The following is a 22,905-nucleotide window of genomic DNA, read 5'->3' on the forward strand; positions in this document are numbered from 1 at the left end:
GAATGGGCCATGATCCACCTCCTAACACGGTGAATCACGAATCCACCCAAAAGGGAATCCCTCGACTCAAACTTCCCGCACGACGCTCTAATGGCCACTCCCTGCGACCTGATTGCAATCATGGGGGCGAATCTTCCGATCCGCCCCCCGAAAGAATCAGGCGGCGGCCTTGGTGATGGCGTCGATCACCTCGTCCACGGCAGTCTCGACATTCGCACGGTCGTCGGCCTCGGCCATGACGCGAATGACCGGTTCGGTGCCGGAGGGACGGATGACCAGGCGGCCGCCATCGCCGAGCTGCTTGCGCGCGCCCTCGATCACGGCAGCGACCTTGGGATCATCAAGCACCTTGCGACGACGAATCCGCACGTTCTTGAGGATCTGCGGCAGCGGGTCGAAGCGGTGGCAGACCTCGCTGACGGGACGATCGGCCTTCTTGAGCACCGCCAGCACCTGCAAGGCGGCGACCAGGCCGTCGCCGGTGGTGGCGAAATCGGACAGGATGATGTGGCCCGACTGCTCGCCGCCGACATTGTAGCCCTGCGCCCGCATGCGTTCGAGCACGTAGCGGTCGCCGACCGCCGTGCGCTCGAGCTGCAGGCCGAGCCCGCCGAGATAGCGCTCCAGGCCGAGATTGGACATCACCGTGGCGACGATGCCGGGCTGGGTGAGCTTGCCCTCGTCCTTCCAGTCCGAGGCCACCACCGCCATCAGCTGGTCGCCATCGATGACATGTCCCTTCTCGTCGACCATGAGGACGCGATCGGCGTCGCCGTCGAGGGCGATGCCGATATCGCCGCGCAGATCCCGCACTTTCTGGGCGAGAGCCCTCGGCGCGGTCGAGCCGACATCCCGGTTGATGTTGAAACCGTCAGGCTCGACACCAATGGTAATCACGTCGGCGCCGAGTTCCCACAAGGCTTCCGGGGCGACCTTGTAGGCGGCGCCATTGGCGCAGTCGACCACCACCCGGAGGCCGTCGAGGCGCAAACCGCGCGGCAAGGTGCGCTTGGCGAATTCGATATAGCGGGCATGCACGTCGTCGATGCGGCGGGCCCGGCCGAGATCGCGCGAGCCGGCCAGCCGCGAGGACAGGTTGGTGTCGATCAGCGCCTCGATGGCACGCTCGGTCTCGTCGGACAGCTTGAAGCCGTCGGGACCGAACAGCTTGATGCCGTTGTCTTCATAGGGATTGTGCGAGGCCGAAATCATCACGCCGATATCGCAGCGCAGCGAATTGGTGAGCATGGCGACAGCCGGGGTGGGCATCGGGCCCAGCAGCATCACGTCGACGCCGACGGCGGTAAAGCCCGCCACCAGCGCGTTCTCGATCATGTAGCCCGACAGGCGGGTATCCTTGCCGATCACCACGCGATGGCGGTGGTCGCCGCGCTGGAAGGCGAGGCCGGCCGCCATGCCGACCTTCATCGCCAGTTCCGGCGTAATGACACTATTGGCCAGGCCACGGATGCCGTCCGTGCCGAAATATTTGCGGCTCATGTGATAACCCTGAGGTTTCGAGGCATGGCTGCAGCATCATTCCTGCAGCGCCTCAGTTATTGTTTCCGCGTTACTGATCTTACCTGCAGATGCATCGGGCCGGTCGAACTGCCTTTTTACAGCGTCATTCCGGCCCGATGCCGCGGTCTCACGAGCAAAACGTCTTCATCGCAGGGCGCCGTTTTGCTCCGTCTCTCCGTTTCGACGCGTCCTCGCGATTCAAGGTCTCCCGTCAAATCGCCGAACGCTTTGCCGGTCCGGCGCCTACTCCACCGTCACACTCTTGGCGAGGTTGCGCGGCTGGTCGACATCCGCGCCGATCAGCACTGCTGCATGATAGGCCAGAAGCTGGATCGGCACGGAATAGACCAGTGGCGAAACCACCGACGGCATTACCGGCATCACGATGGTCTTGGCGCCCGGAAGCGAGGCGGCCTTGGCCCCTTCTTCGTCTGTGATCAGGATGATACGCCCGCCACGCGCGGCGACCTCCTGCATGTTCGAGACGGTCTTCTCGAAGATCGCATCGAAGGGAGCAATCACCACCACCGGCATGCTCTCGTCGATGAGCGCGATCGGGCCGTGCTTGAGTTCGCCCGCGGCATAACCCTCGGCGTGGATGTAGCTGATTTCCTTGAGTTTCAGCGCACCTTCCAGAGCGAGCGGGAAACTGGTGCCGCGGCCGAGATAGAGCACGTCCTTGGCCTTGGAGAGATCACGCGCGCAGGCCTCGATCTCATGATCGAGACGGAGCGCCTCCGCCATCAGGCGCGGTGCCTCGATCAGGGCCTGCACCAGTTCCTTTTCCGCCTCGGGCGTCAGCGTCCCGCGAGCCTTGCCCGCACCGATCGCCAGGCAGGCGAGCACGGCCAGCTGGCAGGTGAAGGCCTTGGTGGAGGCAACACCGATCTCGGGACCGGCAAGCGTGCGCACCATGGCGTCCGCCTCGCGCGACATCGTGGAGGTCGGCACATTGACGACGGCAAGTGTATGCTGGCCATTCTCCTGGCAGTAGCGCAAGGCCGCCATGGTATCGGCGGTTTCGCCCGATTGGGAGACGAAGAGCGACAATCCACCCTTTTCGAGCGGTGCTTCGCGATAGCGAAATTCCGAGGCGATATCGACCTCGACCGGCAGGCGGGCATAGCGCTCGAACCAGTATTTCGCCACCTGTCCGGCGAAGGACGCCGTACCGCAGGCCGAGATGGTCAGGCGACTGAGGTTCTTCCAATCGAAAGGCAGGTCCGGCAAACGAACGGTTTCGCTGGTCATGTCGATCAGGGAAGCCAGGGTGTGGGAAATCACCTCGGGCTGCTCGTGGATCTCCTTGGCCATGAAATGGCGATAATTGCCCTTCTCGACGATGGCCGCCGAAATCTCCGCCTTCTGGATGGGGCGTTCGACCTGATTGAACCCGGCGTCGTAGATCGTTGCGGTGGAGCGAGTAATCACGACACTATCGCCATCCTCAAGATAAGCGAAAGTATTCGTCAGTGGACCGAGGGCGATAGCATCCGATCCCAGGAACATCGCGCCGTTGCCATAGCCGACTGCCAGCGGCGGCCCCAGCCGGGCACCGATGATGAGATCATCCTCCCCGGCAAACAGGAAGCCGAGCGAGAAGGCACCACGAATGCGCTTGAGGCAGGCCTGCACGGCCTCGATCGGCGACTGGCCCTTCTCGAGCTCGCGCGTGACGAAATGCGCGATGACCTCGGAATCGGTTTCCGACTGGAAATCGGCGCCATCTGCGCTCAACTCATCCCGCAACTCGCGGAAATTCTCGATGATGCCGTTATGAACGACAGCCACTCGCTCGGTCGCATGAGGATGGGCATTGTCCTCCGTCGGCTTGCCGTGTGTCGCCCAACGCGTATGGCCGATACCGCTAGTGCCCTTGAGCGGCGCCTGGCCGAGCTTGGCCTCGAGATTGACCAGCTTGCCCTCGGCGCGCCGGCGGACAATGGCGCCACCCTCCAGGGTCGCAATACCGGCGGAATCATACCCCCGATATTCCAGTCTTCGCAACGCATCCACCAGCGGCATGGCCACTGATTCGTTGCCAAGAACACAAACAATACCACACATGTGCTCTACCTTATCTTGGTCCGAATCAAAACAATCGTGTTTTCGATTAAGGAACTCTGGATAGAAGGCATATTCAAAATGCCTTACGTTTTGTAACGACAGACGGCCGCAACCCGCCTCGGGCCAAGGCCGCAGGGCGGGTTTTGCCAGACATCCGAGCAAGCTTCCGGCACCTCACGAAGTGCCCGCCACCCCCTGCCGATTTGTTGTCATGAAGTTGATGGCCAGCCGCCAAAATCCCTTGCCGCAACGGGCTGGTGTTGGATTGCCCACCCTACGGCAACCGGTCCGGACACAGCGCCAAAACACGAGGAATGGCAGCCCGAAATCAAGCCGCCTCATACTTCCCTGCCTCGCAACTGATCACACCCCGGTCATAAAAGATTCATCAACAGTCAGCCAATCAAACTCAACATACACAATATGGTGAGAATATGGTCAGTGTAAATACAGCATATTTCTTCTGTTATACCAATATCGTTCATATAGATGAACAAAATGGGGTTTGATCAGCCTATTTGCAATCATTCAAAGCTGGCTTCACCAAGGGGAGAACATTATAAGCTTGCAATCCATTTTCGATGAGTCTAAAAAGCCGACTCGCTGAGGTTGGCAATGCCATAGGTACTGATGAATCGTGCCGTATGGGGCATTGGTTGAATCGGAGGACGGATGGCGAAAGTGGCCTGTGCGCTATCGACGTTTCTGGGCGCAGCAGTACCCCTCGCTCACGCTGCCCATCCAACAGCCAGAGCCCCGACGCTCTATCCGGCTGCGCGGACATTGCTGCATTGCAATATCCGCAGAGCCTGTACCGAGCGGCCATTCGGCGCGGTCATGCGGGGTGATCCATCGCCACGCGCCGCAACCACCAACCGTCCAAAACGGACATGATGCCGCCCGAGGGGAAAACGAGCGAAATTGGAATTGTTCACAGAAACAGTCCAAATTTCTTTCTGTAGTCGCCTAGATAATCATCAGTTTAAAACCAAATAGCTGCCTTGCTTGCGTCATTCTTTTGTAAAGATTATCTGATCTTTATGGAATTAATGATTGAGTATGGAATCTATACATGGGCAACCACGGGACAGGCACTCTTGAAACCTAACAGATTTCCATCGTCGGAGACCGCCGAGGTGCCTTTACTCGCGGTCCATGAAAATGGCCACGCTTGGTTTTCCGCTTCCGACGTCTATTCGCAAGCCGTGCGCGCCGAATGCGCCGATCTGGTCAAGCGTGCCGACAATGTCGAAACCGCCCAGGTTGCGCTGCCGCGCCTGAAATATCTGCTCTCCCGCTTTCCGGGGGAGTTGGACGTCAATCTCTCCCACGCTCTCGTCGCCGAGATGACCCGTGTCCGCGAGGGCATGCTGGAGCTGTGGACCGGCGTCCACGAAAAATTCCCCGACAATTACCGGGCCCTGCAATATCGCCTGCGCTGGCTGTCGCGGCATCAGCGCATTGCCGAGGGGCTCGAGATTCTCGAGCGTCATTACCCCGGCGTGCCCTCGGACGTCGATCGTCGCCTCGGCAAGGCCGAGCTTTTCGTCGAACTGCGTGAAATCGCCAAAGCCAAGGCGCTGTTCGTCTCAACCCTGGCCGATTTCCCGGATTCCAAGAACGCGCCGCTCGTCTATGCCAAGCGGTTGCGCGAATGGGGAGAATTAACCGAAGCCCTGTTGATCCTGGACCGGCTGCTGGCGACCGGGCAAGCCCCCAAGAACGCCTCGGTCATGGCCGAGGAGCTGCGCAAGGGCATGGAGGTGCTCGGCCGGCACGTACCGGACTGGCAGACCTGCGGCATCCCCGCCCGCATCGTGGTGCTGAGGGCGGCCATTGACATCTTCCGCAACCGATCCGTGCGTTCGGTGGCGCCAGGCCGGCTCGGCTCCGTCTCGCTTATCACAGGCAGCCTCGGCACCGGCGGAGCGGAACGCCAGCTTGCCCGAACCGCAGCCCGGCTGGAACGCACCCGGCGCGAAAGCGGCAGCATCTCCGGCCGGCAGATCCGCGGTCCGATTCAGGTCGTGGTCAAATCGCTTAGCCGCGAGAACAATCACGACTTCTTTCTGCCCATGATCGCCTGCGAGCAGGTCGAGGCCTATCAGATCGACAACATGACGCCGGCCCGCCCGGCGGAACTCGTACCCGAGGAGAGCGATCTCCGGCATTTGCTGTCCCTGGTGCCGGTCCATGCGGCCTTCGGCACGCAACGCCTGGTCGAGCATTTTCGGCGGCACGAAACCGAGGTCGCCTATATCTGGCAGGACGGCGCCGTCCTGTTCGCTGCCCTGGCGGCACTCGTGGCCGGCGTCCCCCGCATCGTCCTCAATGTACGCGGCCTGCCGCCGGTTTTGCGGCCCCATCTGTTCCGGGGTGAATATGAGCCGATGTATCGGGCCCTGGCTCGGATTCCCGGCGTCGAGTTCATGAGCAACAGCCATGCGGCCGCCAAGGCCTATTGCGAGTGGCTCGACCTGCCGCAGGAGCGTTTCACCATCGTTCACAACGGGGTCGAGCACCTGCCGCCCGAGCCGAACGAGACCGACGAGGAGCGCTGGCAGAAATTCCAGCGCCGCACCGCGGATGCCACCGAGACGATTGGCGGCGTCTTCCGCATCGATGTCGACAAACGCCCCGAACTCTGGATCGATTTCGTCCACGCCTATCATGAGGCCCGTCCGAATGCCCGCTTCGTTCTGGTCGGCAGCGGCCCTCTGCTGCCCCGCGTACGCCAGCGTGCAGCCGAACTCGGCATCGCCGAGCGGATCCTGTTCGTGGGCCGTTCGGCCAGCGTCGGCTATTGGCTGGCGAAGATGGATGCCTTCGTGCTGCTGTCGCGTTTCGAGGGCCTGCCCAACGTGCTGATCGAAGCCCAGCTCGCCGGCATTCCGGTGGTGACCACGCCGGCAGGCGGCGCCTGCGAAACCTTCACGCCGGGTGTGACGGGGCTGGCCACCGACACGGTCGAGGCGGTCGATCTCGACGCCTTGTGCGCCAAGGTCGGGCACGTCGTCGACTGGCGGCATTCGGATCCGAGCCTTGCGGACCGCATTCGGCAAATTGCTTCCGAGCGTTTCTCCACCACCCTGATGGTGCAGCGAACCGTGGATTTGTTGGCAAGTCCGCCGGCGGCAGATCCTCCGGCCGAGCAACCGCGGAAATACAAGAGAGCCCGTGCCCACTGAGTCCCGTCGTCGATGACAACCCGGCAGCAAGCAAATCGCCAGCGTCAGTTGGCGAAAATAAAACTTAAAATCGAAATTGAATGTATATTTTCAAATATAATATCCTAATTTGCGAACTATTAGAAATATAATTTAATTAATTTTTGTTTAATTATTGCCACTATGCCGTCAAATTCAGGTGCTTAACTGGCCTTCTGGTCCAAAAATACACACAGATTTGTACCGAACGTTTCTGGTCGCTTCCTTACGATCAGATCAATTGATCACATGTGGTGATCGCCGAGTGCCTACCCAGGCAATATGACGAGTGAGATAGAAGATGGACATTGCGAACGACGCCTTCTCGAAAGCCTCCTTCGGCCATAGCGTCATTCCCGGCCCTGCAAGCTGGACCCAGTCGAAGCGGCGCATCTCGCCTTCGGCGCCGGAATTGCGCAACCATCTCGAAACCATGCGCGATGCCTGGCAGGCTTCGAACTGGGACGCGGTGATCGCCGAGGCCGACAAATTGCTGGCGATTTCGCCCAGTCATGCCAATGCGCTGAAGATGCGTCTGAGAGCGGCCATCAATGCCGGCCAGCTCGACAAGGTGGCACAATCGGCAATCGCCGCTGCCGAAGTGCATCCCTCGACCGCGTTCCTGGCAGCCAAGAAGCTCCTGAGCAGCCAGCAGGTCGAGGACGCTGCCAAGGTCCTGATCGCCATTCGTCATGCCGATGCCGGCACGATCGAGGGTTTCGACGACATCACCGCACGTGTCGGCAGCAATCTCGCCAAGGCCGCCGCCGAGCTCGACCGGGCGGGTGACCAGGACGGCTATCGTCGCGTGCTTCGCCTCGGCAACGCGGTGGCTCCCGCCGATCCGGTCCTGCGCAAGCGTATCATCGCCCTGCGCAACGACGTGGTGGACCAGGCCAAGCAGACCGATCTCGAACAGGATCCCGCCGGCTTTGCAGCCGCTTGGGAACAGGTCCTCAAGGTGGATCCACGCCATCCCACGGCGACCAAGCGTCTGGCGACTGCAGCCGAACGGACCGGTACCCCGGAACGCGCCCTTGAATTGTGGTCGCGTCTGCTCGACATCGATCCCACCGATCAGGTTGCCGCCAAGCGCCTCGCCCGTGCCGCCGGACAAGCCGAGCTCGAATATACGGGCCTGGTGACCCTCTATCAGGCCGGCCTGGCCGCGCCCGAGGTCGACTATGTCGGCCGCCTGATCCAGCGCGTCCGTCGCGCCGCCAAGCTCGCCCTGCGCGGCGGCGAGGCCCGCCAGGCAGCGCTCCATCTGGCCCTGCTGGCCAAGGTCGGCCAGGACGACGACGAACTGCAGCTGCTGCGCCGCAAGGTCGCGGCGATCCTTTCCAAGGAGCTGAGCGCCCATCGCCGCGAGAAGCGCCCGGCGGAGGCTGCCGAGGTCGCCTATCTCCTGCTCCAGATCGATCCGGAGAACGTGCCGGCCCTGACGGCGGTGGCGCATCATCTCTACCAGACGCACGCCTTCGCCGACTCGGCCAACTACTACCAGCGCGTGCTCGAGCTCAAGCCGGACTCGGCCACCCATTGGCTGCATCTGGCGCGCGCGAGCCACCGGGCCGGCGATCTCGCCACGGCCTCGGCGGCCGTGACCCGTAGCCGCGAGCTCGCCCCGGACAACAGCGCCAGCAAGAACCTGGAAGGCTTGCTGAACCTCAAGCTGGCGAGCTGAGCCCAGAGCCTCCTGCGATCCGGCGTTCGCGCCGGCCCTCGCAAGACGCATCCGAACGAAAAGTTGGAGCAAAGGCGCGTTCTCCCTGAACGCGCCTTGTTCTGAGGAGCCGGAGATCAAGGTGAGCAGAGTGACCGAAGCGCCGAAGCTGCATCGTAACGGCGATGTGCCGGCAGAACATGTAAGTTCCAGGACGACCTCCTTCGACGACAGCCAGCTCGAAGGGGCGGCAATTGCCATGGGCGGCAGCGCCCTGCACGGTTCCGGTTCTCCCGCTCGCCATAAAGCCAAGCTTGCTGCCGTTTCAACGTTGCAGGCTTCTTCTTCCGACACCGAGCTCCAGGCCGCGCTCGACCGCGAGGCGGCTGCGACACGGCGCATCAGGGAACTCGAAGCAGAACTGGCCGAGCGTTCCCTGGCCGAGGACAATGTCGCACTCACCACCCGGCTGCAGCAGCTGGAACGCGACCTCGACGTCTATCGCGAGGCCAAGCGCAGCGCTGAACTGGCCGTGCTCGACACGCGCAGCATCTGGAAACACGCCGAGCAGCGCATCGCCAAGCTGCGCGAAGGCCATACATACCGGCTCGGCCAGGTGATGATGACCGGCTTTTCGAGCTGGCGCGATGGCATGCGCCTGCCAGCCCGCATCGCCGAATGGTATCGCGACTATCGTCATTCCCTCTCGCTGCCGGCCGATCTGGTGCCGACCGGTGCAGCCCCCGAATATCTGCAGCTGTCCGAGATCGCCCTCGCCAAGGCGCAGAAGAACGGCCTGGCCGCAGCCGAGCGCTGGATCCACGACCAGCGCCCGCGTGGCAGCGTGCTGTCGCGCGTGCTGCTCGATCTGGCCAAGCAGGCCAGAACCGCCGATCCGGCCGCGGCCGTCGCGCTCGCCAAGGCCGCCGCCGAGGCCGACCCGAACGAGGGACGGATCAAGCTCCTGGCCTTCACGCTCATGGATACCGGCTCGATCGACGAGGCCAGTGCCATTCTCCAGGAAGCCCTGCGCGCCGGCGCTGCCCTCAATGCGACGGAAACGCGCCGCTATGAAGAGCTGATGGCGCTCGAACGGTTCAAGGGCCAGGGCATTCGCCTGCCCAAGCCCGTATCACGCAAGGCACAGGGCACGCGTCTCAACATCCTGCTCTATGTGCCGCAATCCCTGCCCTATCACTGGTCTGCCACCAGCATGCGCACGCATGCCCTGGCCCAGGATCTGACGAGCCTTGGCTGTTCGGTGCGGGTGGTGACCCAGCCCGGCTATCCCGTCCGCAACACTGGCGCCTCACGCAAATCCGGCCCCGACATGGTGGATGGCATCGCCTATCACCGCATGGCCCCGATAGAGGCCGCTCCGGCCATCATCGATCAATATGCCCGCGAGGCCGGCGTGGCGCTCGGACGGATCGCCAGGACACTGGAAGCCGACGTCATCATGGTATCCGGTGAGCTGGAGGCGGCTTATCCCGCCGCCATCGCCACCCGCATGACGGGCGCCGATCTCGTTCTCGACTGCCAGCGCCTGGCATCGACGGCCGATGCCGCGCCCGCCAACGACCGCGAAGCGCTCTTTCGACAGGCGGACGACGTCCTGGTGGCGGAGGCGAGCCTGATGCTGGCCCGCTGGCCCGGCGCCACGGAGGCCCTCTCGGCCCGGGGCGTGCCGGCCGAAAAGCTCCTGTTGCTGGGCGAGAATGCACCCGCCTTCAAGCACGACGAGAAGACTCCCGCCTGGCGCAGCGACCCGGCCCTCAAGGACCGGCTGGTCCTTGGCTATGTCGGCGATCCCTATGACGACCTCGACTTGGACGGCATCGCCGACGCCTTCGACAAGCTCGTGGGCCATGGGATCGACGCCGGGCTGGCGGTTTTCGGCGTGGGTTCGCGCTTCCTCAAGCTGCATGAGCGCCTGAGTCATATGGGCCATGGCGAGCGCGTGCTCTTCCCCGGCCGTCCCAAGGTCGGCTCCATCGCCGAAGCCTACAAGGCGATCGACATCTTCGTCACGCCCTCCCTCGCGGGTGTGGCCCGGAGCGAACGGAGCCGGTTCGACCTCGTCGATGCCCTCATGCATGGCAAGACCATCGTGGCGTCCGACGGCCCGGTGGCCCGCGCCATCCTGGGCAATGCCGCGGTCTGGATCGAGGACGGCGAGGACGGCCTGGCCGAAACGCTGCGCCGGCTCGCCGGTGACGCTTCGCTGCGCCATGCGCAGCAGGACAAGAGCGCGAGCCGGGCTGAGGAGTGGCGTGCCTTGTCATCGGCAAACGCGCTGGTCGAACGGCTCCGCAAGGCCCGGGCGGTTCCCTCGTCATGATGGCCTTCCGCACCCAGCCTGCCGTGCAGCCGGTGGATGACGCCGGCGCAAGTGGCGCCACGTCGGCACCGGTAGCCCACGAGATCTCGGCACGCGACATCGTCTCGGCCGCGGTGGCCAACGGCCTGCGCGCGGGCAATGGCGTGCAGCGCGTGACCACGGCCGAAGTCAACCGGGCCCGCGACATCTCCAACGCGATGCGCCGGCTGCCCGAACTCACCGAGGCCCTCGACAAGCTGCTTCCCTATGTGATCAAGCATCCGCGCGAGGAGCGCTTCCAGGCCCTGGTCGCCCGGGCGCTCGAACGCGTGCAGGACCCGCGTGCCCTCCTGGTCTGGCGCGGCATAGACGAGCGCTTCCCGACCTCGCGCGAAGCCTTCTTCCGCGTGCTGCGCTGGACCATCCGCATCGACGGGGTCGATGCCGGCAGGACACTTCACAGCGAGCGCTTCCCCGAAGAGCCGGAAGATCCCTCGCAGCTGCTGATCTATGGCCGCGGCCTGATCGAATTGAAGGATTTCGACGGCGCCGAGGCCGCCTTCGGCCAGCTCGTCGAAATGGACAACACACCCGAATCCGTGCTGGTCGCGCTCGGACGCCTCTATGTCTCGCTGGGACAGCCGATGCGGGCGCGCGAGATAATCGAGTTCGCACGCGACAAGTTCGGCGAGACCAAGCACATCGCCCAGACGCAGGCGCGGATCGAACAGGACCTGCGCAGCCTCAGCGAACTCGTGCCCGATCACGCCGACAGCGACGACCATTTGCCCAATCTGGTGATCGAGCGCGTGTTCGAGATGGCCATCGCCCAGCGGGCGGCGACCGCGGACTTCGAGCCGCGCCTCTTCGTCGGGCCTGTGGTGCTGATCAATGGCAGCCTGGGATCGGGCGGGGCCGAACGCCAGTTCACCAACACGGCGCTCGGCCTGAACCGGGCGATCCACTCGGCCAGCCCGATCGCCGATACCGACATCATGGGCCCCATCCATGTGGTCTGCAGCTCGCTGCATTCGCGTGCCGGTGCCGATTTCTTCGTGCCGCAATTCGTGGAAGCGGGCCTGCAGGTCCATGAATATTCGCTGTTTGCCGAATATGGCGGACGCCCGCGCTATTCCCGCGTCAAGGAGCTGATCGGCTTCCTCGACCACCTTCCGACGCAGATGCGGACGGGCGTGGTCCGCCTTACCGACGCACTGAACTATATCCGCCCCGACATCGTGCATATCTGGCAGGATGGCTCGGTCCTCGCCACCGGCCTCGCCGCCCTGCTGGCCGGCGTGCCGCGCATCCTGCTCGGCGTGCGCACGCTGCCGCCGGAAGATCGCTTCGAACGCAACAAGCCTGAATATGAGGCGGTCTATCGCTCGCTGCTCTCGGCACGGGGCGTTGCCATCGTGGCGAATTCCCAGGCCGCCGGCGAGCGCTACGAAGCTTGGCTCAAACTGCCGCGCGGCTCGGTGCGCATCATTCCCAACGGGCTCGATCCCCTGAGCACGGCAACCGACGAGAAGACCCTGGCCCTGACCCAAAAGCTCGAGAGCTTCGAGGTCAAGGCCGGTTTCACCGTCGGCTCGGTCATGCGATTTGACGACAACAAGCGCCCGCTGCTCTGGCTGGAGACCGCCGCGAGCCTCGCCGCCCGCGTGCCCGATGCCCGCTTCATCCTGGTGGGTGACGGCCCCCTGCTCGGCAAGGCGACCGCCTATGCCGAGGAATTGGGCATCGCCGATCGCGTGCTGTTCACCGGCCGCTCCCCCCGCGTCGGCCATTGGCTGTCGCATATGGACGTCTTCCTGCTGTTGTCGCGCCATGAAGGCCTGCCCAACGTGCTGATCGAAGCGCAGTTCAGCGGGGTTCCGGTCGTGACCACGCCGGCAGGTGGCGCGGCCGAAACGCTGATGCCGAGAGTGAGCGGCACCGTGTTGCCTTCGATCGACAATCTGCAACCGGATGCCATCGCCGGCGAAGTGCTGGCCTGGCGCCGCGATCATCAGGACCGCGCGGAACTCGCCGCCAATGTGGCGAAATGGTCCCGCGAACGCTTTTCCATGCGCCGCATGCTGGAACTGACCGTCGATGCCTATCTCGACCGCTAATCCGCGAGGCGACAACGCATGAAGCGATTGACCGAACAAGATACCAAGGCTGCGGATGCCAGGCAGGCGATCGACGATGTCCTCGCTTTGGCCGGTGACGGCCGGATGCAGGACGCTCTCGCCTTGCTGACGCCGCCCGTGGCCGCCATTCCGCGCAACCGCAACCAGGTCCGCCGCCTGGTCGTCGCCCCCGCCATGCGCGCCGGTGAACTCGACACCGCCCGCCTCTTCCTGGAACGCCTGGTCGAGGCCAATCCCTCTTCCAGCGACGACCTCCTCACGCTTGGCAGCGTGATGATGCGTGCCGGCCGCCGCGACGCAGGCCAGGCGCATATCGAACGGGCCGGAGAACTCGACCCCGACAATCTCGCCATCGCGGCGGTGCGGCTGCAGGCCCTGGTCCAGGCGACCGATTTCGACGCCGCCCGCGACTTCGCACGCCGCTATGCCGACCGCAGCCCGGACCATGCACGGCTGGCCCAGCTCTGCCTAATCGCTCTCGCGCGAGCGGGTGATCTCGATACAAGTCTCGTCATCGTCGAGCGCTTGCAGGACCAGCCCGACCTTACCACCGACCTCGCCCTCGAAGTCGCCCAGGTCCTGCAACTGGCGGGGCGCCACGAAGAGGCGCTGGCCATCGGCCGCACGGCGCTGGAACAGGGCGGGGAGTCGCCGAGGCTGCACCTCGTCGTCGCCAATGCGATGCTGTCACTCGGCGGGGAAGACGCGGAGATCCTCGAGCACCTGCGCCAGGCACGCGACAAGGCCGCCAAGGACGTGCTTCTCCTGCGCACCCTCGGCGAGACCCTGCTCAGGCTGCGCCAGAATGAAGAGGCGGTCGACGTCCTCAGGCAGGCGAGCACGCTGGCGCCGGATCTGCGCAATCTCAAGATGCTGCTGGCACGCGCGCTGCGGCTGGCCCGCCACTATGACGAGGCGGCCACGCTGCTGCGCAAGCTGGCACAGGAAGACCCCCATTCGCCGGCCTTGCAGCGCTACACCATCTCGACGCTGCTGCAGGCGGGTCTGGAGGATGAAGCCCAGGGACACTATGCCGATCTGGTCGGCCGCAAACGCGCCTATCTCCAGGGTTCCTTCACCGATGCGCTCGCCCGCCTCGACCAGAACCTGGCCAGTGCGCCCATCCCCAAAGGCAGGCTCGACTTCGCCTGGTCGCTCGCCAGCCGGCTTGCCGGCAGCGAGCCTGCGGACCGCAACGCTTGGGACGACCGGGTGCGCTGGGGTTGCCTGGCCGACCTCTTGCTCCTCGACTGGCTCGAATGCGCTCCCGAGCGGGTGGGCGAAGTGGCTGAAATGCTCGACGGTATCGATGCCGCCGTAGCCGGCCTCCGCAACGGCTTGGACAAGGGCAAGGGTGCCCTGTTGATCAGCCCGCACATGGGACCGATGTATGCCGGGCCCCTGGCGCTGCACATGGCCGGCATTCCAATGAAATGGCTCGCATCCGCCCCCAAGATCGCCTCCTTCCCGCATGTCGGCTCCCTGATCTCCACCAGCGAGCATTCGGAACTGGAGGTGACGCGCGAGGTGATGACCTCCCTGCGCCACGGCAATGCGGTCATCATCGCCATCGACGGCGCGATGAGCCCCGCGGCCCCGCGCGTCGGCTGGGAGGGACGGCGGGTAACCTATTCCCCGTTCGCCGCCGGGCTGTGCTACCGCCTTGGCGTTCCGAGCTTCATCACCATCCCCTATTGGCAGGACCGCCGCGTGAAATTCCACGTCGAGGCCATGCCCGCCAAGCAGGAGGGCCAGGAATTCCCCGCTTTCGCCCAAGCTTATCAGGACGCCTTCTTCCGGGAAGTCGAAAGGCAGATCCTGCGCGGCCCCGAAAACCTCCGGCTCAGCGGCGGCATCTGGCGGGGGATCCGCTGATGGCTCCGCCCCTCACACATAACCAGTCATCCCCCATCGAGCCTCGCCGGCCTGCTTGTGAGCGCAAGAGGAATGGGATGACGAGATCTCCATCCACGAAGGAACTCCATCCCTTTTTCGAAACCTGTCCGCCTCCCGCAGGAGGACGGTGACCTACGGACGATCTGCCGTTCCAGGCGATCGACCCACGCAACAGCCCCCAGGGCGTCGCAATGACAAACCGCAAGGAGTTATGTCTTGAGTCAGAAACGCAAGATCGCAGTCATCGGGCTGGGTTATGTCGGCCTGCCGGTCGCGGTAGCCTTTGCCAAGCATGGCTATGACACGATCGGCTTCGACATCGATCAGACCCGCGTCAAGGAACTACAGTCCGGCGAGGATCGCACCCGCGAAATCTCCAGCGAAGAGCTGAGGGCAACACCGCCGATCTTCTCCTTCAATCCGGCCGATCTCAACAAAGCCGATTTCTTCATCGTCACCGTGCCGACCCCTGTCGACAGCGCCAACCAGCCCGATCTCGGCGCCCTGCGCGCCGCCTCGCGCACCGTCGGCGGCGCTCTCAAGCGCGGCGACATCGTCGTCTATGAATCCACCGTCTATCCCGGCGCGACCGAGGAAGAATGCGTGCCTGTGCTGGAAAAGGCCTCGGGTCTCACCAGCGGCGTCGACTTCACCGTCGGCTACTCCCCCGAGCGCATCAATCCGGGCGACAAGGAACACACCTTCACCAAGATCAAGAAGGTGGTGTCCGGCCAGGACGAGGAGACCCGCGGTATCGTCGCCGACGTCTATGGGTCGGTCATCACGGCCGGTGTGCATGTCGCTCCCACCATCAAGGTGGCCGAGGCCGCCAAGGTGATCGAGAATGCCCAGCGCGACATCAACATCGCCTTCATGAACGAGCTGTCGCATATCTTCCAGCTCCTCGACGTCGATACCAGCGACGTACTGGAAGCGGCCTCCACCAAGTGGAACTTCCTGCCCTTCAAGCCGGGCCTGGTCGGCGGCCACTGCATCGGCGTCGACCCCTATTACCTGACCTACCGGTCTGAGAAGGCGGGCTACCATCCCCAGGTCATCCTGTCGGGCCGGCGCATCAACGATTCCGTCGGCGAGCGCATCGCCCGCGAATGCGTACGCCTGCTGTTGCAGGAGGGCCGCAAGGTCGAGAACGTGCTGCAGCTCGGCCTGACCTTCAAGGAAGACGTGCCGGATCTGCGCAACTCCAAGGCGGCGAGCATCCTCAAGGAGCTCAACCGTTTCGGCATCCAGACCGCAGTGCACGATCCCTGGGCCTCCAATGAGGAAGCGCTGCACGAATATGGTGTCGAGCTTTCCGAACTGGACGAGGTCGAACCGGCAGACGCCATCATCCTGGCCGTTCCCCACAAGGAATATGCCGCCAAGGGTTGGCCGCTGATCAAGTCGCGCCTGCGCAACGGCACGGGCGTGGTCATGGACGTCAAGGGCGTACTCGATCGCGCGACCGCGCCGGAGGGTGTCACAGTCTGGCGGCTGTGACCTGGCACTCTTGAACGCTCAACGCATCATAGGCGCTTCGGCGCAATGCCTGTCCCGCTTCCGCGGGGCAGGCATGGGCTCCGGCATCCCCTTGCGTCGACCCGGCGTGAGGATGAGGCCTTACGCCCATTGCGTTGCCGGGCAGCACGCAGCCCGTTACTTCCCCAGCCGTCACCGGCCCATGGCAGACAGAAGGATCATGGCCGATGACGTCAGCTGAAGTCCTCCAACAAGATTGGGACGGATATCTCATCCTGCTGCGCCACGCGCTGCGCGATCTGCCTGACAACAATGTCAAGACGCGGCGAGCCGTCTACAATCATGCTGAAAAGACCCAAAAGCAGATCTTCGACGAAGATGAGAGCGAGACCGATGCAGAGGATCTCGACTATCATCATCGTCTATTGAGAACGACGATCCGGATCCTCGAAAACGACATCCGTGCCGACATCGACGTCTTCGCGGACAACTATGCGCCGCCGGATCTGCGCGAGGCCGCCAACAAGCTGGCCGAAGCGCGCGATCTCAGGCGCTCCCGCAAGCGCAACGCCGCAGCCAGGGAGGCACGGCTTGTCGATGGCGGGGTGCAGGAAGACTATCTCAGCCGTGCCAGCCGACAGGACCTGGAGCTGATCGCCCATCTCAGCAACGGGCTGTTCCTGGCCGATCCTGCTCGCGGGAAGAACGGTCGCGGCACCCGGGTTGCCGGCGCGATCGGCGTGGTGCGCGCCATTCTCATCGTCCAGTTCCAGCTCATCGCCTCCGAAAGTCGCTTCGGTATTCTCTGGATGCTGATTCAGCCGGCCGTGTTGCTGACGCTGATCTCGCTGATCTATTTCATTCTTCAGACGCAGTTCATCATGAACATGGACGTGCCGACCTTCGCCCTGCTCGGAAGCACGACTTGGATCATGTGTCGCCAGGTGATCTTCCGTGTCAGCACGGCGGTCGCGCATAACCGCGTCTTCATTAATCTGCCCCCTGTCCGGCCGATCCATCAGGCGCTCGCCTTTGCGATCCAATATCTGATCATCTACGCCGTGGTCTTCATGATCCTGCTGACCTGCGGAAGGATGGTCAACATGATCACCCTTCCCGCCGACGTGCCGAAGGTGGTCAGCTACGTCGTTGCGATGTGGTCGTATGGCCTGGCGATCGGTCTCATCTTCGGCAGCATTGCCGTGCACTGGCCGTTCTTCCTGCGCCTGGCTTCGGTGCTCGAACGCGGCCTGCAGCTGTTCTCATCGGTATTCTTCGTGACCGAGCAGCTACCCGAGGAATATCGCGCCTACGTGCTGTGGTCCCCGACCGCCCATGGCATGCAGCTTCTGCGTGCCGCCTATTTCCCGGGCTACGCCTCCTCGGACGCCAACCCGACCTATTTCTTTCTGTGTCTGATCGCTGTGTTGGGCGTCGGCCTCCTGGCCGAAAAGCACGCACGGCCTCGCATTCAACCGGTGTGAGGACCATGATCGCTCTCGAACATGTCGTGGATACGCCCATGGTGGGGGGAACGCCCTACCCCATAGCGCTCGACATCACCATGACGCTGCCGATCCGGCGCTACGCCGTCGTCTCGCCGGATCCGATCGCGCGCAAGCCTGCCATCGACCTGTTCGCCGGCCTGCGCCCTCCAAGCAGCGGTCGTGTCGTCCGAGGGGGCAGTTGTTCCTGGCCCATCGGACGAGCAGGCTTTGTCCGTGGTAAATTGAGCGGGAGACAAATTGTAGCCTTAATCTCCCGTTTGTATCATCTTGACTATAGATTCTGTATATACCTCGTCGAGTCGATGTTGACTCTGCCGGAATATCTCGACGAGTTCGTAGAGCATTGGCCGGCCACAGCGCGGCAGGAATTTGGGTATATTTTGCCGCTCCTGCCGACATTTGACATCTACGTCGTCGACGGCACGTTCCCCTATCGGAAAGATCGCTTCACCTTGTTGTGGAGAGCCCTTTTCGAGCAGCGTATTGACGGTCGCACGCTTCTCCTGTCGACCGTCCGCAAATCCGAAGTCGATGAGTTCTGTGACACCGCCCTCATCCTCAATCAGGGTCTGATCGAAATAGAGAGCCAACTTGACGAAGTCCTCCGCAAATTCCCTCTCCGTCCCGACATCAACGACACTGGACGAGGTCAACCCGAGCCCCTTGTCGACGATCAATTCGCTTAAAGGCGAGATCGCTCCGGAAGAGAGTGCGGCGTTTCTGCGCTACCAGCACAAGGTAAGGCGCCGGAGGCGGCGTTTTTCCTTGATCGGACTGATGCTTGCTTTGCTGCCATTGGCGCTGACGGCATTCTATGTCTTCGTTGTCGCCACGCCGCTCTATACGGCGGAGTCGCGGTTCGCGATCCGAGGCGGCGATGTCCAGCAGCCGGTCGGCGTCGGTGGCCTGCTCTCGTCCGGCTCGTCCGGCATGGGTGTCAGCGGCTTCGTCGATGGCTACGCCGTGCGCGACTTCCTGCAGTCGCGCGAAGCGATGGACGGGCTCGCCAAGAAGATCGACCTCACCAAGATGCTCACCGAGCATCCGGCCGATCCGCTGGTGAGCCTGCCGGACAATCCGTCGCCGGACGAGCTGTATCGGGCCTATAAGTCGCTGGTCACGGTGCGCTACAACATGATCGAGCAGATCGTCGTCCTGCAGGTCGAGGCCTTCACCCCGGAGGACTCCGTCAAGATCTCCAATGCATTGATCGACCTGTCCGACACCTTCGCCAACAAGATGAACCAGCGCGCCCTCGACGACGCCCTCAAGGTCGCGCAGGAGGAAGTCAGCCGCAGCGAACAGCGTTCGGCGGCGGCTCGCCTCGAAGTGGCCAACTGGCGTAACCGGAATGCCAATGTCGATCCGACGGGTGACCTGACCGTGCTGACCAATCTGATCGGACAGCTCGAAGCCCAGCTGGCGGCTGCCCAGACCGATCTCGGCCAGATCAAGGCGACGCAGGGCGACAATCCGCGGCGCAAGAGCGTGGAGACCCGGATCGTCACTCTCCGCAAGGAAATCGATGATACCCGCCAGCGGCTGGGTGGCGGCAGCGAAACGGTGGCCAAGCAGCTTTCCAGCTATGAAAGCCTGAAGATCGCGCAGGACTTCGCCGACACCAACCTGGCTTCCGCACGCCAGTCTTTGGACCAGGCGCGCGTGGCGATCCTGCGCCAGCAGCGCTATGTCTCGCCGATCGCCCAGCCCAAGGCCGATTACACGCCTACCTATCCCCAGAAGCTGACCGCTCTCGGCTCCGCCCTGCTGGTGGGGCTGGCCCTGGCCTTTCTCGCTTCGGTGACCGGCGGCCTGATCCGCAACGCGATCTCGGGCCGGTGAGGTTTGGTGATGAAGCTTGGCTCCGGCTGTTCAACTCTCCAATTCTCCCGCTATCCCATTCATGCAAGGAGTGACGCGCGATGAAGGTATTCGTTCTGGGTTCCTGCCGTCTGCACAGGCCGATGGAAGAGATCGCCGCCACCGGGCGCTGCAGCCACTATGACGGCGGTTCACGCGCCTATCTGCACTCGGTCGGCGAGGCCGTGCAGCGTCTGCGCTGGATGCGCGGCGAATGCCAGATCCCCGACGGTATGGCGCCCTATGTCTTCTCGACGGAGCGCGTGCCCAGACTTTCCGCCAATGCCCAGAAGGAACAGGCCAAGGCTGATTTCCTCCTTGTCGAGGTCGCTTCCGAGAAGGAGTTGATCTGCGACGGCATCTATCTCCAGCTCAACTATCTCCACCGCCATTTGCTCAGCCCGCTGGGCGAAGGAGGCAAATTGTGGTGGAAGGAGATGCTGCAAAAACGCTGCATCTCGGCCGAAACCGCCAAGAAGGTCATCGCCTCAGAACAGTTCGCCGAGGCCGGTTTCGGGGAGGCCGACGCCCGGATCCTGCGCAACGCCCGCTGCGAACTTGCCGACGAGGATGCCTTGCGCCAGGGCCTGATCGAGCTCAAGCAGCTGTGGGGCAAGCCGATGGCTGCGGTATCTCATGTCGGCCTGCCGCTGCAGGACGGGCGGGTGCTGCAGAGCCGTGAAACCTTCATCGCCCGGGTGAAGAAGATCGGGGCGGAACTCGGCATTCCGGTCTTCGAGCCGCGCGGCGTGATCGAGGCCGTCGGCCGCACGCGTGCCCTCGAACGCCAGGGCGCCGATCTCGATCACTACGACCCGGGCTTCGAACAAATGTATGGCTGGTATCTGCTCAACCGCGTGATCAAGCCGAACGCTTCCGTCATTACCGACCTGGCGGCCTGACGGCCCGCCGCGTCGGTTTTATCCACCTCGGAGCAAAGCGCGTTTTGGTGCAACCGCCGCTCTGCTCCAGCTCTTTATCGTGACGCGTCTTTGCGATTCTTGGCGATACCGCCAAATCGCAAAACGCTATGAAAGGACTGACCCTTTATGCGCTTTCTGATTACCGGCACGGCTGGCTTCATCGGCTTCCATCTCGCCCGCCGCCTGTTGGCCGACGGCCACTTCGTGGCAGGCGTGGACGGCATGACGCCGTATTACGACGTCACGCTGAAGCAGGCCCGGCACGCCATGCTCGGCAAGACCAATGCGTTCCGCGAACACATCCTGATGCTGGAGGATTTCGGTGCGCTCGAGCAGGTCGTCGCTGACGAGAAGCCCGATGTCATCATCCATCTCGCCGCCCAGGCGGGCGTGCGCTACAGCCTGGAAAATCCGCGCGCCTATGTCGATGCCAACCTGGTCGGCACCTTCAACGTGATGGAGTTGGCCCGGGCTCATTCCGTCGGCCATTTCCTGTTCGCCTCGACGAGTTCGGTCTACGGCGCCAACAAGGACATGCCCTTCAACGAGCGCGAGCGCACCGATCATCCGCTCACGCTCTACGCGGCGACCAAGAAGGCCACTGAGGACATGGCGCATTCCTATGCGCATCTGTGGAAGATCCCGACCACGGCCTTCCGCTTCTTCACGGTCTACGGCCCCTGGGGCCGGCCCGACATGGCCCTGTTCAAATTCGTCAAGGCGACGCTGGCTGGCGAGCCGATCGACGTCTACGGCCATGGCAAGATGCAGCGCGACTTCACCTATGTCGAAGATCTGGTCGAATCCATCGCGCGCCTCACCAAGGTGCCGCCCGTGGAGGGCCAGCCGGTCAGCGACATCGATTCCCTGTCGCCGGCCGGGCCCTATCGCGTCGTCAATATCGGCGGCGGCCAGCCGGTCGGCCTGCTCGACTATGTCGATGCCGTCGAAAAATGCCTGGGCATGCCGGTGAAGCGGAACTTCCTCGACATGCAGAAGGGCGATGTTCCCGCGACCTTCGCGGCCGCGGATCTCTTGGAGCAGCTCATCGACTACAAGCCGACGACGACGATCGATGTCGGCGTCAAGAACTTTGTCGAATGGTACCGCTCCTACTACCGGGTCTGAGTTGAGCTCGGACTTGCAAGACACCCCCGGCCCGGCTCGCCGCGAAGGAATTTCGCGACGGGCCGAAAGCCAGATCCACCTCCCCCGACTGGGGCAAACGCCGAGTTGTCAAGATGACCCTAGCCTCTCCAGCGGAGTCGCATACGCGCGCAAGCGTGGCACTCTTCAAGCTTGAACGCTTCGCCGAAGCTGCCGAGGAAGCACGGACCGCCCTGGCGATCACGCCCGACGACAATATTGCCCTGCGTACCCTGGCGCGCAGCACTTTGAGCCTGGGCGATATCGAGGGCACCATCGCGGCCCTCACCGATCTCCTGCCTTCTTCGGTCAACGAGGCCGTTGCCGGCATTCGCGCCCTGCTGCGCCATGGCGAGGTACAGGCGGCGGCGCGCGTCTCGGCGGTGGCACCCGCCAGGATCGAATCCTGCGATTCCGAAGTGCTGCCGCGCATCGTCACCCTGCTCCGCCAGCAGGCACTGCGAAAGCAGAACCCGGCACCGGAGCGGATGGCAGCCTTCGAAATGGCGCTCGCCCTTGCTCCGGACAATGCCGCCCTTCGCATCGATTTCCTGAGGCTGCTGGCCTCGGCAGGCGAAGCCGGAGCCTTTGCCCACAATGCCAAACTGGTTACCGATGCAACGGCCCTCGCCGATGCTTCGGCCACCCTTGCCCGCGATGTCGGCAATCGCGCCAGGCAGGCCTTCCGCGACCAGCGCTGGCAGGAAGCCCATGAATGGCTGCAGGCCGGCGGCCGGCTCGGCCTCGAACAGGCAGCGGGCGATCTTGCCGAACGCATCAAGGCGCGCCGGCTCGCCGAAGCCCGCAAGGTGCTGGTCGCCAAGGAGCCGGACAGCCAGGAGCACACCGCCGCCCTGCTCGCGGATTATCCGGAGGACGGCGCTGCCCGCAGCCTGCATGCACGTGCCCTGATTGCCAACCGTCACTATGCACAGGCCAAGACGCTGCTGCAGGCGGTCTCCGCGCAGGGCGCTGCCACCGCCGACGACTATGTCCAGCTTGCACGTGCCTGCCGGGCCAGCCAGGACATCGAGAGCGCCATCGGCGCCTGCTTCGATGCCCTCGCGCTGCGCCACGAGGATCCGACTGCGCTGGTCCTCCTCGGACATCTCCTGCCGGGCCGGGAATAAACGACGGCCTCCGGCTCCGCTGGAGGCTGTTTCACCCTGCGGGCG

At 63.5% G+C, this 22,905-nt stretch carries 14 protein-coding genes; 12 read left to right on the forward strand and 2 right to left on the reverse strand.

Features of this window, described 5'->3' with window-relative positions; all coding sequences use genetic code 11:
• Positions 1-156: 156 nt before the first annotated feature.
• Together glmM and glmS are read right to left on the reverse strand one after the other, a co-directional pair.
• Positions 157-1,500, reverse strand: coding sequence for a phosphoglucosamine mutase (gene glmM, locus ACTJKX_RS34850; RefSeq protein WP_440728118.1), 1,344 nt, complete (start codon positions 1,498-1,500; stop codon positions 157-159).
• Between the two features lie 264 nt (positions 1,501-1,764).
• The gene (gene glmS, locus ACTJKX_RS34855) at positions 1,765-3,588 is read right to left on the reverse strand and encodes a glutamine--fructose-6-phosphate transaminase (isomerizing) (RefSeq protein WP_394315340.1); all 1,824 of its coding nucleotides are present in this window, start codon (positions 3,586-3,588) and stop codon (positions 1,765-1,767) included.
• A 1,136-nt stretch (positions 3,589-4,724) separates the two neighbouring features.
• Between glmS and ACTJKX_RS34860 the strand changes: the two genes are divergently transcribed.
• The 12 genes from ACTJKX_RS34860 (at position 4,725) to ACTJKX_RS34915 (ending at position 22,860) form a co-directional block, all read left to right on the forward strand.
• A complete protein-coding gene (locus ACTJKX_RS34860; RefSeq protein WP_440728119.1) occupies positions 4,725-6,776 on the forward strand; it encodes a glycosyltransferase in 2,052 nt (683 codons plus the stop codon).
• A gap of 319 nt (positions 6,777-7,095) precedes the next feature.
• A complete protein-coding gene (locus ACTJKX_RS34865) occupies positions 7,096-8,481 on the forward strand; it encodes a tetratricopeptide repeat protein (RefSeq protein WP_311944590.1) in 1,386 nt (461 codons plus the stop codon).
• Between the two features lie 121 nt (positions 8,482-8,602).
• Complete coding sequence (locus ACTJKX_RS34870; protein WP_440728120.1) at positions 8,603-10,801, forward strand: glycosyltransferase; 2,199 nt, start codon at positions 8,603-8,605, stop codon at positions 10,799-10,801.
• Positions 10,798-12,897 (forward strand): glycosyltransferase, encoded by a 2,100-nt coding sequence (locus tag ACTJKX_RS34875; RefSeq protein WP_440728121.1) that lies wholly within the window; start codon positions 10,798-10,800, stop codon positions 12,895-12,897. The genes ACTJKX_RS34870 and ACTJKX_RS34875 overlap by 4 nt, the downstream gene beginning before the upstream one ends.
• An 18-nt stretch (positions 12,898-12,915) precedes the next feature.
• The gene (locus ACTJKX_RS34880; protein WP_440728122.1) at positions 12,916-14,793 is read left to right on the forward strand and encodes a tetratricopeptide repeat protein; all 1,878 of its coding nucleotides are present in this window, start codon (positions 12,916-12,918) and stop codon (positions 14,791-14,793) included.
• A gap of 237 nt (positions 14,794-15,030) precedes the next feature.
• Positions 15,031-16,314, forward strand: a complete 1,284-nt coding sequence (locus ACTJKX_RS34885; RefSeq protein ID WP_440728123.1) for a nucleotide sugar dehydrogenase — start codon at positions 15,031-15,033, stop codon at positions 16,312-16,314.
• Positions 16,315-16,520: 206 nt separating this feature from the next.
• Positions 16,521-17,777 carry an ABC transporter permease gene (locus ACTJKX_RS34890; RefSeq protein WP_367626728.1) on the forward strand — a complete coding sequence of 419 codons (1,257 nt, stop codon included), beginning with the start codon at positions 16,521-16,523 and terminating at the stop codon, positions 17,775-17,777.
• A 5-nt stretch (positions 17,778-17,782) separates the two neighbouring features.
• Positions 17,783-18,487, forward strand: coding sequence for a hypothetical protein (locus ACTJKX_RS34895; protein WP_311944584.1), 705 nt, complete (start codon positions 17,783-17,785; stop codon positions 18,485-18,487).
• A gap of 91 nt (positions 18,488-18,578) precedes the next feature.
• Positions 18,579-19,643, forward strand: a complete 1,065-nt coding sequence (locus tag ACTJKX_RS34900; RefSeq protein WP_311944583.1) for a hypothetical protein — start codon at positions 18,579-18,581, stop codon at positions 19,641-19,643.
• A gap of 80 nt (positions 19,644-19,723) precedes the next feature.
• A complete protein-coding gene (locus tag ACTJKX_RS34905) occupies positions 19,724-20,563 on the forward strand; it encodes a hypothetical protein (protein WP_440728124.1) in 840 nt (279 codons plus the stop codon).
• Between the two features lie 147 nt (positions 20,564-20,710).
• The gene (locus ACTJKX_RS34910; RefSeq protein WP_311944581.1) at positions 20,711-21,712 is read left to right on the forward strand and encodes an NAD-dependent epimerase/dehydratase family protein; all 1,002 of its coding nucleotides are present in this window, start codon (positions 20,711-20,713) and stop codon (positions 21,710-21,712) included.
• Between the two features lie 155 nt (positions 21,713-21,867).
• Positions 21,868-22,860, forward strand: a complete 993-nt coding sequence (locus tag ACTJKX_RS34915) for a hypothetical protein (protein ID WP_440728125.1) — start codon at positions 21,868-21,870, stop codon at positions 22,858-22,860.
• Positions 22,861-22,905 lie beyond the last annotated feature (45 nt).

This window comes from Labrys sp. 22185 (assembly GCF_052045555.1).
Taxonomy (GTDB): Bacteria; Pseudomonadota; Alphaproteobacteria; order Rhizobiales; family Labraceae; genus Labrys; species Labrys neptuniae.